Here is a 14,736-nt window from a genome sequence, read left to right as displayed (position 1 = left end):
CCCACCCACCCTGTGCCATGCGCCCCAATGGGAATGCTATAACAACAACACAAATAGATGTAGCAGTAATGGGAGTAGTCGCCAGACCGTGTCAGCAGCAAAACACTATTAAATCTTATCTCATAGGTGTAGAAACAAACAAAGACTCCGAAATGCTCCGAAGTCTTTGCCTATATTACCTATATTATACGACAGCGGGATTATGAAGAATACTCTAATGAATCCATTACGGACATATACTACTCTACTGAATTGACGAAAGGAAAGGCTACATAAATAGCAGAGATTCCTTAGTGGCTAATTCACAGTTTTTTTTGCTAACTTTGCAATATGCAAAAATTCCTTTTCAAATGACTTTTGAAGAATTAAAACGCGTTATATATAGCTGTAAGCAGCTTTCTTTTATAGCTGCTTCTGACAAACTGCAAGAAATTGTGTTTGCACTGAACAAAGCAGACACTTTACAACTTATCTCTCAAATTGGTGCCATTCCTGAAGATATTGGACACGACTCTACTGAAGAAAAATTATATACAAAAGTCTCTGATATTCTTCTAGCTAAATCTCTGCTTGAAATGAACTTGGATGCTAAGGTGCTGACACAAAGAGCTGATTGTGCAGATGTAGTAGCACAAAGCCATTATCATAAATATTCTTTAGTAGGTGATGCAAAGGCTTTCAGACTTAGTAGGACAGCGAGAAATGCTAAAGACTATAAAGTAAATTCAATGGCTATATGGAGGGGAGATTGTGAATATTCTGTGCTAGTTTGCCCTTATTTTCAATATCCAATAAGCAAGAGCCAAATCTACAAAGAAGCCCTTGGTGGCAATGTAGCTTTATTTAGTTGGGAATATCTTTATATACTGCTTAAAGAAGGTATCAGGGAATCAGATTCATTTAATCTATCAGACCTTTGGAATCAGAGTGATATTATAAGCAAAACTACTACTGTATCAAACTCTAAAAGTTGTTTTCTTACTCAACAAAATCAGAATATATCTGAGTTTATTAAAATAACGCCTGCAAAATTCTATAAATATTTCAACATCTTTAAGAATATTATAGTGGAGCGTGGTTATAACGAAATTCAGTATTATGAGCAAGAAATTAAACGTGTAAAGCAATTAAATAGAGAAGATGCTATTGAAGAACTTCTAAAAAGCATGAAGTTAGATAGTAAAATCGCGACTATCAATGGATTCATAAACCAAATTAACGAAAGATACTTAGATAAATGATAGAAGAATACACAAATAAAATCCTTAATGGGAATTGTGTAGTAGTCATGAAGGAATTCCCTGAAAATTCTGTGGATTTAGTTGTAACTTCACCACCATATGATAATCTTAGGACTTATAAAGGATATATCTTCCCATTTGACGAGATAGTAAAACAGCTATATAGAATCGTAAAAATTGGGGGTATTGTTGTTTGGGTTGTATCAGATGCTACAATTAACGGAAGCGAAACCGGAACTAGTTTCAAACAAGCGTTAAAGTTTATGGAAATAGGCTTTAATCTTCACGATACTATGATATTTCAGAAAACAAATCCAGTACCTCAAATTTACAGAAAGAGATATACTAACGTATTTGAGTATATGTTTGTATTTTCAAAAGGTGCAGTAAAACTGCATAACGGAATAAAAATTCCCTGTCTTCACGCTGGATTAGAACTAAAAAGCACTACGTATAAAAACTATTCCAAAGGAGAGCAAAGCAGAGGAAAGATGGCTAACCCTGTAAAATCCGAAAAACTAAAAGGTAATATTTGGGAATATGTTGTGGGGAAAAATGCTGTAGACCAAGAAGCAAAAAAACACCCAGCACCTTTTCCTTATCAGTTGGCATTAGACCATATTCTTAGTTGGACTAATCAAGGTGATTTAGTATTAGATCCTATGTGTGGAAGTGGAACTACTTGTGTAGCAGCTTTAGATGCAAAAAGAAATTATATCGGTATAGATATTTCGACTGAATATTGTGAATTAGCACAAGAACGTGTAAAAATTCACGCTATACAGCCTTCTTTTTTATTTAAAGAAGGCTAATATAAGTTCACAAGAAATATCCTATTAACGGAGAGTAATAACGAGTATTATTTCTCTCAAAACAAGCATAAAGGACAATCCACGGCTGGCTCAGCGAGTTAACCGTGGATTGCTTGTAAGTGGCTGGTATCAGCCAGTATGGATTGTCGAAAAGTGATGTAATCGGCTATAGTTCAGAGGGGTCTGAAAGAGCCTTTATTACTCCCACTCGATGGTTGCCGGTGGCTTGGAGGAGATGTCATAGCAGACGCGGTTGACACCCTTCACCTTATTAATAATGTCGTTGGATACCTTGGCCATGAAATCGTAGGGCAGATGGGCCCAGTCGGCTGTCATAGCATCGGTAGAGGTAACTGCGCGGAGCGCTACAGCACGCTCATAGGTGCGCTCGTCGCCCATCACGCCCACGCTCTGCACGGGGAGGAGAATAGCTCCTGCCTGCCATACCTGGTCGTACAGTCCCCATTCGCGCAAGGCAGAGATAAATATGTCGTCGGCATTCTGGAGCACGGCTACCTTCTCGGGAGTGATATCGCCGAGGATACGAACGGCGAGACCGGGGCCGGGGAAAGGATGACGCTTAATCAGATGCTCAGGCATGCCGAGCTCACGGCCTACGGCGCGCACCTCATCCTTGAAGAGAAGGCGCAGGGGCTCACAGAGCTTAAGATTCATCTTCTCAGGCAGACCGCCTACATTATGGTGGCTCTTGATGGTGGTGCCGGTGATAGAGAGCGACTCGATACAGTCGGGATAGATAGTGCCCTGGGCAAGCCACTTCACATCCTTTATCTTGTGGGCTTCGCGGTCGAATACATCGATGAATCCCTTGCCGATAATCTTGCGTTTGCGCTCGGGGTCGGTCACTCCGGCAAGTTCGGCGAAGAACTCGGCCGAGGCATCGACTCCGATTACGTTAAGTCCGAGACACTCGTAATCGTGGAGCACATTGACAAACTCGTTCTTGCGGAGCATGCCATGGTCGACGAATATACAGGTAAGATTCTTTCCGATAGCCTTGTTGAGCAACACGGCTGCCACAGAGGAATCTACACCTCCCGACAGGCCAAGCACAACCTTGTCGTCGCCAAGCTGCTCCTTGAGAGCGGCTACAGTCGATTCGATAAACGATGCGGCACTCCAGTCCTGGCGCGAACCGCAGATATCTACCACGAAATTGCGCAGAAGCTCGGTACCCTGCACCGAATGGTATACCTCGGGATGGAACTGCACGCCCCACAACTGCTCACCCTCGGCCTGATAGGCGGCAACGGCAACCTTATCGGTCGATGCGATAATCTTGAAGTTGGAAGGGATGGAGGTGATGGTGTCGCCATGGCTCATCCATACCTGAGTAGAAGGCTCCAGGCCTTTAAGCAGCGGGTTAGCTACATCAAATTTTTCCAAATGGGCGCGGCCGTACTCGCGTGTTCCGGCGGGTTCTACCGTACCGCCGTTGGTATAGGCCATAAACTGTGCGCCATAGCAGATACCGAGTATGGGCAGACGGCCACGGATACCTTCGAGCGACATGCGGAACGCCTTCTCGTCGTATACCGAAAACGGACTTCCTGAAAGGATAACGCCAATTACGGAAGGATCATCGTGGGGAAACTTATTGTAAGGTACAATTTCGCAATAAGTGTTAAGTTCTCTCACACGGCGGCCAATCAGCTGAGTGGTCTGGCTTCCGAAATCGAGGATAATGATTTTCTGTTGCATAGAAATATTAATCGGAGGGGATTTTCTGACTGCAAAGTTAGTATAATTGCGGCATATATAAGACCCATTCCTACAAAAAAATAAGGTGTACCGCCGACATGTACGATACACCTTATTATCTATAAGTACCGCTCTATAACAGCTAAACTTACTTCCTGTTGACAAATTTAAGGGAAGCGGAACCTACGCGCACTATATACACTCCACAGTCGAGACCATCGATAGCCACCTGGCCTGAGGTGACAGTGAAATCCTTGACCTTATGACCGTAGAGATTGAAAATCTCGACATTGGCCTTACCGTCGGCATCAAAAAGGGAGGCCGCTATAATGAGAGTGCCCTCTGCGAAAAACAGGGTTTTCTCCTGATTGAGTGCAGTCACATCGTCGATACCGTTCACGTCGGAATTCAAGCCCTCAATCATAGCTACGTAAATCTCGTCGATCGACCAGTAGTTGCCCTTCTTTCCGGTCTGGAGTATGCGCAATCCGAGCACATCCTCCTCAGGAAACGGAGCTATAAGCAGAGAGCCTGCGCCCTTTCCGGTTGCGACTGTGCGCCAGCGATGTCCGTAAAGTTCGTCGGTACGGTCATCCTCCCATATGAGATAATCGTCAAGTTCAATGCCAAACTCATTCTTAAAATAGTTTTTGGCATCCTGCGGAGTCTGCTCGGGACTTACAATCTGCTCCTCGCTGTCGTAGTCAAGCACCTGGAGCTGCCAAGAAGCCGGACCGTCATTAGGGTCGTTGCTTGCATCAAGGATGAGAGCGTTGATATGCTCGGTCTTCTTAAGGTCAAGAAGATTCTGGTCGAAATATACTGCAAACCATTGCATCTCACGTGTCATCCAGGCCTGCTGAGGCTTGGTGTCGTCGTTGGCGTTCTGGTCATACCATTCAAGCGGATTCTGGCCCCCTTTTGTCGACCAGCGGGTCTTGATATCATCGTCGGTGGCACGGCTTGCACGTGCGTCGCCGGGATTACGCTCATAGAACTCGTTGGCCTCATAGCGGTCAAGATCCTGAAGTGTGCTACCCTCCACATAGTTGGTAAGCGAGCTACCCTCCACGAGGTTGCCTTTCTCGTCATATATTTTGCCGAGCATGTCGTTGAATGCAATCACATGCCATCCGTCGCGGTCCTTGAATCCGCTGCGGTTGCTCATGTTCCAGGCCATCGGGAGCATATAGCTGTAGGTCGCAAACAGTGACGTGTCGAATGCATTCTTTCCGTCATTGGTAAGAGGAGTGAATACGCCTGAGTAAAGACTTACATTCTTGTTGCCGTTGGCATTCTTGTTATTGGAGCGCACGTTGAAATTGTTCATCGCAAACTTGCCTCCGTTGTCGACAAGGAATGTCTGTTTATCGCCATTCTGCTGGAGAGCGGCGAGAATGAAGTTGACATTTCCACCCTTGATGTCGGCAAATGTGTCGCCTCCGCCCCAGTTGTTGGTGGCAAACATATCGACAGTGCGGTTGAATCCCGGTTCAGTAGTGAAGAAGCTCGCGGAATGGCCGTTGTTGAGGGCCACAAGCTGAGAGTTGGTCATGACCACATCGGCTGCGGCAGCCTTGAATACGAATGTCTTTACTACGCCGTCGACCGCATTGCCGAGCGACTTGAAGGTAGCGCCGCCCTGACCGTCGCTCTGGAAGAGCATACCGGTAGCCGAGCCGAAGAGGAAGTTGTTGTAGAGATTCTCGTCGCGGCAGTCGCCGATGATGAAGAAGTCGAGTTCGTCGTAGTTCTGCTGATAGCAGGCTTCCTGATGGAGATTGTTCTTGTTGTGGAGCGAGTTGGGCCACAGACCGAATTTCCATTCGTCGCCGGCAGCATATCCGATAGTGTTGCACTGGATGTTGCTTATAGTTCCGTTTTCCGACATTCCGCCTACACGAATCACATTCTTGAAGCAATGTCCCGATATGTAATCTACATAATGGTTGTCACACTTGTTGGTGAACATATCGACAGCCTGATAGCATGCGCGTACAGCGAGGTTCACCACATATGTGTCGGCATTTCCTCTCACTGCGTACGGATATTTTTTCGGCTTGCATACAGCATGTGCTGGTACAAACACACCGTCGACCATGCCTCCGGCCACATCGGTGAATATCGACTCGTCCTGTGCCGGATAATTTATGGATATGCCACGTATGCCCGACTTGGGGGCCATGGTTATGAACGGAGTGCCGTTGTCGGTGCCTTCGCCGCAATATACTTCAAGCACCGCACCCTGGCCTCGGGGCACACTGGCCATATCGGAGGCTCCGCGAAGCTCTACACCTGCGGGTATCGACAGAGGAGAGTTACAGCGATAGTGGCCCGGAGTAAGATATACGATACCACCACCATTGGCGCCGGCAGCGTCAAGAGCCTGCTGTATCGCTGTAGAATTATCGTGTGAGGAATTTTCGCCATGGGATGTGTCCTCGGGCGAGATGTAGTTGCCCACCGCACCATAAGCACTTGCAAGGAAGAGGTCGGTCTTGGCCGGGCGTGTCTCCTTCACGGCCATCATCTCGGCGGGATATTCAGGCACTGACTTTGCGGCATAGGATGCATTGTCCGACACCTGACAGTCATACAGCGAGTTGTTGACCAACTGACCGGAGGCAAACTTGTTGCCAACAAATATACAACGCGCCATGGCTCCGACCTCTACATTGCCGTTGAATGTATTATGATCGGCTATCAGCTGTCCGCCCTCGAAATTGACGATACCGCTTACCCGGCACTGATGAAGCTGAGTGGTCTGGGTAGCATCGGGATGGGTGTATATGCCGTAGCGCGAGCCGGTGAAGTCGCAGGCAAGGAACTGCGACGGACCAAGGTCGCCGGCAGCCTGCTCAAGACCGATTTCACAGCCGGGGGTAGTCACACGTGTGAACATGCATCCGCATCCTGCCGACTCGGTCATGTACACACCCGTACGGCAATCGGTGAAGGTAAGATTGTAATTGTGGCCATTGGGCGAACCGGTAGATTGCGCCGCCATATGTGTCGGAGACTTCTTGGCCCAGAAACCTCGGTTGTAGCCTTCGGCAGAGTAGTTGCAGCAGTACGACCAGTCGTTGCGGCGCATCTCGAAGCCTGTAGCATGGTAATAAGTCCACGAAGTGGCATCGGCCGCATCAGGCAGACCGGAACCGGCCCAGTATTTCGGAGAAAAGTCGATATGGTCGAATCGGCCTACGTCGGCAATATTGTCCATCGTGACACCTTTATGGAGCGGAGTGCCGTAAAGACCGAAAATATTGGGACATCCACCACCGTTAAGCTCCGAGAATATTACTCCGATATACGAATTGACAAGTGTCACATTGCGCACATTGCAATAATCATTTCCGAAGTATCCCTTCTTGCCCATGACTACTGTCGGGGGATAAGGGATGGGATTGTCGGCGCGCTGTGTCTCATACCATACGGCCACATCGCTGACAACGGTCGACGGCTCCATGATGAAACATGAATTTGTCTCTACTGTATCATTGGCATATTTGCTTGATACTTTCAGAATCGTGCCTTCGATTTTCTCGCCCTTTACAGGTTTCTTCCAGTCGCCGCGCAGGGATACTCCGCGGGGTATGGTAATCCGTCCGTCAATCTTGTATGTACCCGCCGGGAGATACAGAGTACCGCCCGTCTTGCGGTAGGCCTGCCGATCGCCGGATGGATACGACGATGCGTCGCCCAGGGCATTCAGCATCTGCTGTATAAGTGTTGTCACATTGGTATTTCCCTTGTTGGCGTCGGCATTGTAGTCGAGGATGTTCATCTCGACTACCTTGACATCGGCAGTGGGATATTCGGGATTGTCGACAACCTGCGGCTTGCGCTCATATGTCGCGGCCCCGGCGGCAACCGGAGTCGCCGCCAGGAATAGTCCCGCCAATATGGATATCGTTATCTTATTCATATTGATTGTAGTTAGATTTATTGTCCGAATTCTTCGGCGATAATATTCAGATAGGTATCACCCCAGCCATTGCCATACTCGGGGTCGGTAGGCTCTACGGCATTGACAAAGTTCCATTCATTGTATGCATCGACAATCACCATAGGCTGTGCGCCGAGCTGCATCTTGGCCGACCAGCAGCGTTCGCGGAAGTCCTGAGGATCGGGCTTGATGATAGGATAGTCCCAACGTCCGTCCTGCACATAGAATGAGAATCCGGGGCTTACCGAAGGTATGTAGTTTATACCGCAGTTGGCATAATACTCGCGGTTGACCTTCAGATGCTCGTTTATGAGAATATTATGGAGGTCGAAACGGTCCCATCCGATACCGTTTTCAAGGTTGGTCAGCTTCTCGGGAACCACAGCATCGGCATGACCCTCAATCCAGAAGTGCTGCCAGCGTGCCGGGGGTGTCCATTGTGTCTGGCGCGCGATGATATACACATCCTTTCCTACCTCATTCTTGATTATGGAGCGCATGTTGTCGTAAAGCGCACGAGGATCGCGGCTGTAAAGCTGACGCAAACCGTCGATAACCAGCACGGGACGGCCATTGAAATGGAAATATGTGGACTCGGTCATGAACCACGACAGACGGCGCACAAAGTTGAGGAACACCTCACGTGCAGGCACCTGCACTGTCTGGCCGTTGTCAAGGCGGTATTCGCGAGGCGAGCAATCCTCAAGAAGAGTGTTGTTGTCCTTGCAGCCGAGGCCATCGGCAACATTCTGTGCGTTGAAGCGTATCGCAAATCTCATCGACCCGTCGTTCTTCCACTGAAGAGTATCGGTATGGCCCGAAAGCATATTGATAAACACAGTGTCCTGGGCGCTGATATTGTAGGGGAACATCTTGTTGCGGTCCTCGGATATGTGGGGAGTGATGATATAGTCGATTTTGGCTTTCTTCACATTCTCCACGATGACTCCGAGATTCTGTGCATACTCTTCGTGGTAGTCGCGGTTGGTGCCGAAAAGTTCATAACTTCCGGCCGCAACCTTTACGTAAGGACCGTATTTACCGGTTTCGGCATCATATTCCTCCTCAAGGCGACGCATAATCTGAGCATCGGACCACCAGCTCGAAGGATTGTACATCAGTATACCTGTGGGCACCTTTCCTACGTTGACGGGAGTCAGCTTGTAGTTCCAGGGATGTTCGGAAATATCGGGATTGTCATCCTCTACACACGCAGTGGCGAACAGTCCGAGAGCGATAGCCAGGCTCCATAATATATTCTTTTTCATGTCGGTTTCAGTATATGTTTAATAGTGTTCGTGTATGCAGGAGGGGGAGAATCACTTGCCGGTCGTGAGGTTGTAGCCATAGGCCTTGGTGCTCTGGTACTCGAAAGCAACAGCTCCGAGGGCGGCAGCCTCCAGACGTGCACCGCTGATTTCCTTGGCGCGTGCGAGGAGCTTCTCATACGTATCGCCGTAGTAGTGCTCGTAATATTCCATCTTTGGAGTAATCTCGCGCGGTGTACCCCACAGACTCGCATCCTCTACATGCGGATTCTTCTTTGCAAAGCCAAGAGATGTGAAGATATTGTCGCCCCAGCGTTCGGTGCGCACAAAGGGAGATACAGACTGGAGCATCGCGATACCCTCGGCATTGGCGGCGCCATTCTTTGTAGTCTCGGCCTCGGGATATATCAGACGTTCCATCCAGTAGTTGTAGTCGGGGCTTGCGCCAAGCACTCCCGACGACTGGTCTTTTGTAAATGTGGGAGGCCAGTCGAATGTGCGGGTACGGCGCTCTATGTTCCATATCTCAAGACCGTTGAAGTAGTCGGCGAAAGAGCGCTGCTTATAGATCTGCTCGAGCAGGCCGTCGTTGCCGTTGTCACCACCCATGATTTTTGCCTGGTATATGAGACGGCGGTCGTGGTAGCCTTGCTTAGATGTGCCCCACTTCACTCCGTCCTGCGCCTTGAAGTCGGCATAGTCGGTTACACCCCACTGTGCCATCGATGCATCGATACCCTCTTCATAGGCAGCCTTGGCCCGGCCGGGATTATTGTTGTAGATAAGTTCGGCTTCGGCGCGCAGGAAGCATGCGTCGGCATAGGTGAGTATTACCCAGTGGGCGTCCTCGCTTACAAAGTAAGGCTGCGCCACCGAATGGTTGTAATCGTCCTGTCGGGCCGACCCGAGTACATCGTGGTAGGTATATGTCATACCCGGCACGGTGGCATAACGCCATGAGTTAGGTATATCACACTGCTCCTGATAGGGGGCATAGTCGACGGTATAGCGTACGATAATCGAGTCGCGCAGAGTGTTCTTAACGGCAGTAGGAAGCGAACGATGCTGTGTGTAGTTGGCACACTTTGTTGCTACTACCACGCTCTGCCCGTTGATTGTCATCTTCGTGTCGGAATTCTTGCAGTAAGCCGAATGAGGACGTGTAAGAGTGTCGGTGACAAGGAACGGCTTGGCCTTAGGGTTGCGCTCGTTCATCTTGCGTACATACTTCCCGATACGCGGGTCATTGAATGTAGCGAAGTATATGTAGCCGTACTCGTTGAGACAAGGCCATATCGGAGCCTCGCCACCCTGCTCGGCCTTGTGGTCCTTCTGGAACGAGCGGTAGTAGTAGCTCGACGACTTATCGGCGTCGAGTCCCCACTGCATTACGGCATTATCGTCGTTGGAAGCCATCAGACGGCCGTCGGCAAGCACTTCGAGAGCATGCTCACGCGACAGGTCGGAATTAAGATTCTGGCAGTGCATTGCCACATTGAGACGAAGGGTATTGGCAAATCTGAGCCACTTGTCCATATCGGGAGCTCCGATACCGCCGGCTCCGAATATGGGGTCGTTCTGCAGGGCGTCAAGAGCCGATGCGTTCTGAGTATGGTCGAGCAGGTCGACAGCCTCCTTGAGGTCATTGAGAATCTGGGTATACACCTGCTCCTCCGAATCATACTTGTAATAGCGCTTGCCTTCGTTGCCGACAACGATAGCGTCGCTCATGGGGATGGGGCCCCAGCAGGATGCCATCACATAGTAGACATAGGATTTCCATGTCTTGACGATGGCCATATTCTTGGGATATATAGTGCGCCCCTCATCGTCGACATTGGCGGCATATTCACGTTCAAGTTTGATAAGGTCGCGGAGCACATTGACGTAGTAGTTGCGGAAATATCCGTCGCCGGTGTCCTGGCTTGGATTGCAGCAGAACATCACAATCGTAAGGCGCGAGAAGTTGAGGAAACGGCGGTAGTTCATCTCGGCCCAGTTGTTGGCTGTACGCTGTACTGTTCCGGCGAACACATCGTTGAGCTCAACGTCGTAGACCTTGTGAGGATTGGTGTTTATCTCCTCGAAATCGTCGGTACAGCCAGAAAAACCGAGTCCGGCAGCAGCTATCGCGACAGAAGGAATGATATATTTGAGTTTCATACGGTAATTGGTCTTTTAGAATGTGACTTTGATGTCGAATCCCCATGTGGCCTGCGGCAGTGTGAAGCCTTCCTCAAAGCCCTGGGCATTGCCGGTGGAGGATGTAGCCTGCGGATCCATGCCCTTGGGACAATTCTGATAGAGAATCGCCACGTTGCGGCCTACTACGGAAACCTTGGCCGAACGGATAAATGACTTGCGCAGCCATTCCTGAGGCACACTATAGCCTACGCTGATTTCGCGCAACTTCACATAAGACGCCGAATAGATATAGCGTGAGGCCGATGAAGTGCCATTGTGACACCAGTGGTCGGTAGGAGTAACCCATGTCATCGACTGCTTGCCGCCCCAATATTCAAGGCTTTCAGAGTATACGGTATTGCCTACCCACACACCCTTCGGACGCTGCCAGTCGGGATAAATCACAGGATTTTTATTTGGATCGGCGCCGGGTACATTGGTATACTGCGATTCGAGCACACCCTGACGTTCGCGGTCGTTCTCACCGTAGACGAGGCGTGAAATCTGATTTTCCAGACGGCCTTCAAGAGTGTTCACGGTGTTGCCGTCGATACCGCCGCGGAATGTGGTGTAGCTCCAGAAGTTACCGCCGTGGCTGAAGTCGATGGCCGCACCAAGAGAAAGATTCCTCCAGCGGAGAGTTGTTCCGGCTCCACCGATCCAATCGGGCTGAATCGAACCGAGATACTTGTCAGGCTCATACTCGGCCTTTCCGTCGCGGCCTACGTATATATTACCGTCACTGTCGCGCTTGTAGTCGTTGCCGTAGAACACGCCATAGGGCTTGCCCACTTCGGCATATGACTTTATGTTGTCACGTCCGCGGATTTCGAAACGGTCGATACCGGGAGCGAGGTCCACAACCATATTGTTGTTCTTCGCCCAGTTGGCACGTATCTCCCATGTCCAGTCGCGTGTGCGTATCGGAGTCACCGAAAAGCTGAGCTCGACACCCTTGTTGGTCATCTTGCCGGCATTGATAATCTCGCGCTGATAACCTGATGCCAGGGGAGCGTCGGCCTCTACAATCTGGTCGGTAGTAGCTTTGTTGTAATATGTGAAGTCAAATGAGAAGCGGTTGTCGAACAAGCGGAGTTCGGCACCGAGCTCCCATGATTTGGTCATCTCCGGACGCAGACCGAGAGTCTTCAGCACGGATTCGCCGGTAAAATAAGGTATACCGAGGAATGAGCCGTCCTCAGCCTTGTAATATCCCGAGATGAGACGGTCGTAACCGGTGTCGTTACCCACCTTGGCATAAGAACCGCGCACCTTTACGAGCGGGAAGAGATGCTGGTCGAGCTTGAGCAGGTCGGAAATCACCAGACCGGTACCTACCGACCAGTAGAAATATGAATTATTGTTCTTGGGAAGAGCCGACGACCATTCATTGCGCGCTGTGGCGTCGATGTATGCCCACCCGTCAAAGCCGAGAGAAAGTGCACCGTACACTGCCTGCTTCTTCTTCCCTTCACTCTCCTCAAGAGCGCTCACAAGGCCTTTGGCATTGGAAAGCGAGCGCATGTCCTTGAACTGGAGCTGAGAAGCCTTGGAGTACATGCGTGAGCCATGTATCGACTGGGCCGACGCACCGATGCTGGCGTTGACATTGAGAAGATTGTCCCAGAATCCGTTGTGGAACATCACAAGGGCTTCGTAGTTGGTATTGCGCCAGTCGCGTTTCCAGCGCATATACTCGCCGTCGGTGTCGAAAGGAGTATTGAGATTGGTGAATGACCAGCCCTCGCTCACCTGAAGGTCAGTAGCGGCGCGCAGACGCACGTCGACCATCTTATAGGGCTTGAAGTTGAATGTGACGTTGCCCATGAACCAATGCTTGTTGTCGGAGTTGTCACACTCGTTGAGCGACCAGAACGGATTGGTAAAGCCTTTGAAATTATAAGCTGTGCCGTCGGGCTTCTTCCAGGGGACAAGCTCTTCGATAGAGGCATCGCGCGACAGATTGGCGAAAAGATACACCGGATTACGGTCGGAGGAGTTGCGGAACGCACGGTTCTCGACCTCTTCGTAGACATAGCGGGTAGAAACGTCTACATTCCACCATTTGGCTATGTCGGCGGTAGTATGGAGGTTGAAGGTATGTCGTTCGAGATCGTTCACACCTTTGAGCACGTCATCGGAGATGATGTTGGTGTAACTCAGACGGAATGTGCCTCCGTCGAACACTTTGTCGATTGACAGTGAGTTGGTGTACATATGGCTCGTACCGTACATGGCCTTGGTGGTCTCGGGGTGCGACGAATACTGACGCACCTGGCCGTTGCGTCCAACAACGTCGAAGCCGAGCATCGGCATACCCCACGAGCGCTGGTCCTGGCCGGCATTGTTGGGATTCCATATGCCGTAAGGAAGGTTGGGGTCATATCCTCCGGCAGTACCCTGGCTGCCATAGAAATTACGGCCCTGATTGGCACGCTCGAAGGCACATGACTGTCCTGCGCCATACCAGTTCTGATAGGCCGGATAGTTGTAGAGATAGCCGAGCATAAGGTTGAAGCCGTAAGTTACGCCGAGACCTTTTTTCTTGGTGGCCTTCTTGGTGGTGATAAGAATCACACCGTTGGCTGCATCGGAACCGTATAGAGCCGAAGCATTGGCACCCTTAAGCACCTCGAGGTCCTCGATTTCATCGGGGTTGATAAGGTTGGCGGGGTTGCCGAAGTCAAGGTCGCCGTCCTCACCCATGTTGTTGATGATGGGCACTCCGTCGACTACGATAAGCGGCTGGTTGTTTCCGGTGAGAGAGTTGACACCGCGCAGCACTATACGGGTCGAAGATGTGGGACCACCTCCGGAGATTACCTGCATACCGGCCGCTTTTCCGGTAAGCATATCCATGAGGTTGGAGCCACGCACCTCGGTAAGCGGCTCCGTGTCGATTGACTGACGCGCGTAGGAGAGCGACTTGGCGTCGCGTGTGATACCGAGCGCTGTCACAACCACCTCGTTGAGCTGGTTCTGGTCATTTACGAGCACTACGTTGAGAGCACCCGCATTTTTTACTGTTATATTCTGACGCCGATAGCCTACGTAGCTGATCTGGAGCTTTTCGCCCTTGTCGGCCTTTATGGAGAATTTGCCGTCGACATTGGTGGAGGTGACCCGATTTGTACCTGCTACATGTACGGTAGCACCGATGACCGGTTCTCCATCCTGGTCAACAACGGTACCGCTGAGCGACAGACTCTGTGCCCATGCCTGTTGTCCTGCCAGTGATGTTGCCAGCAGAGCGGCCGATGCCGAGAGCCGTGACAGATGTTTGAATGATATTCGCATCCTATGTACTGAGTTTTTGTGATGAGTTAAGGTTTGTTTGTCTCAGAAGAGGGAGTGTGGTGAGGCTTAAGTCCATTTTCATGGCCATAGGCTCAGCCACATATATGATGTAATTGACTTTATATGCAATCTACAATTTCCAGAGGCAATCCGCAATGACATCGGGCGTATTGCCTCGGGCTGATACTAAGAGCTTGTTTAATAATAAATGTTACCGTCAGGGCGGTCAATCGTCGAGCAGATTTTCGCTTGTGATGAGGGAG

7 protein-coding genes are annotated in these 14,736 nt (G+C 50.0%); 2 read left to right on the top strand and 5 right to left on the bottom strand.

Translation table 11 applies throughout. The annotated features are described in order from the left end of the window. The first annotated feature begins 293 nt into the window (after positions 1-293). Together K2I50_RS07460 and K2I50_RS07455 are read left to right on the top strand one after the other, a co-directional pair. Positions 294-1,241: a HindIII family type II restriction endonuclease gene (locus tag K2I50_RS07460; protein WP_301025716.1), complete on the top strand. Its 948-nt coding sequence runs from the start codon at positions 294-296 to the stop codon at positions 1,239-1,241. Further along, entirely contained in the window at positions 1,238-2,053 is an 816-nt protein-coding gene (locus tag K2I50_RS07455) for a DNA-methyltransferase (protein WP_301025714.1), read from the top strand. Before K2I50_RS07460 ends, K2I50_RS07455 begins: the two co-directional genes overlap by 4 nt. Positions 2,054-2,251: 198 nt before the next feature. Here K2I50_RS07455 and guaA read toward each other — a convergent pair whose 3' ends face one another. From guaA to K2I50_RS07430, 5 genes are all read right to left on the bottom strand, one after another. Continuing rightward, entirely contained in the window at positions 2,252-3,775 is a 1,524-nt protein-coding gene (gene guaA / locus K2I50_RS07450) for a glutamine-hydrolyzing GMP synthase (protein WP_301025712.1), read from the bottom strand. A gap of 148 nt (positions 3,776-3,923) precedes the next feature. Next, positions 3,924-7,703, bottom strand: coding sequence for a glycosyl hydrolase family 28-related protein (locus tag K2I50_RS07445; RefSeq protein WP_301025710.1), 3,780 nt, complete (start codon positions 7,701-7,703; stop codon positions 3,924-3,926). A 17-nt stretch (positions 7,704-7,720) separates the two neighbouring features. Continuing rightward, complete coding sequence (locus K2I50_RS07440) at positions 7,721-8,992, bottom strand: glycoside hydrolase family 71/99 protein (protein ID WP_301025708.1); 1,272 nt, start codon at positions 8,990-8,992, stop codon at positions 7,721-7,723. A 51-nt stretch (positions 8,993-9,043) separates the two neighbouring features. Next, positions 9,044-11,155 (bottom strand): SusD/RagB family nutrient-binding outer membrane lipoprotein, encoded by a 2,112-nt coding sequence (locus K2I50_RS07435; RefSeq protein ID WP_301025706.1) that lies wholly within the window; start codon positions 11,153-11,155, stop codon positions 9,044-9,046. A 15-nt stretch (positions 11,156-11,170) separates the two neighbouring features. After that, the gene (locus K2I50_RS07430; RefSeq protein ID WP_301025705.1) at positions 11,171-14,473 is read right to left on the bottom strand and encodes a SusC/RagA family TonB-linked outer membrane protein; all 3,303 of its coding nucleotides are present in this window, start codon (positions 14,471-14,473) and stop codon (positions 11,171-11,173) included. Positions 14,474-14,736: the final 263 nt, after the last annotated feature.

It is taken from the genome of Muribaculum sp., assembly GCF_029051885.1.
Taxonomy (GTDB): domain Bacteria; phylum Bacteroidota; class Bacteroidia; order Bacteroidales; family Muribaculaceae; genus Muribaculum.
This window is presented reverse-complemented; position numbering and strand designations above follow the sequence as displayed.

Bases quoted from the DNA above. Each gene is read 5' to 3' on its own strand.
- K2I50_RS07430 (WP_301025705.1), bottom strand. From the start codon at position 14,473: ATGCGAATATCATTCAAACATCTGTCACGGCTCTCGGCATCGGCCGCT.
- guaA (WP_301025712.1), bottom strand. From the start codon at position 3,775: ATGCAACAGAAAATCATTATCCTCGATTTCGGAAGCCAGACCACTCAG.
- K2I50_RS07435 (WP_301025706.1), bottom strand. From the start codon at position 11,155: ATGAAACTCAAATATATCATTCCTTCTGTCGCGATAGCTGCTGCCGGA.
- K2I50_RS07440 (WP_301025708.1), bottom strand. From the start codon at position 8,992: ATGAAAAAGAATATATTATGGAGCCTGGCTATCGCTCTCGGACTGTTC.
- K2I50_RS07455 (WP_301025714.1), top strand. From the start codon at position 1,238: ATGATAGAAGAATACACAAATAAAATCCTTAATGGGAATTGTGTAGTA.
- K2I50_RS07445 (WP_301025710.1), bottom strand. From the start codon at position 7,703: ATGAATAAGATAACGATATCCATATTGGCGGGACTATTCCTGGCGGCG.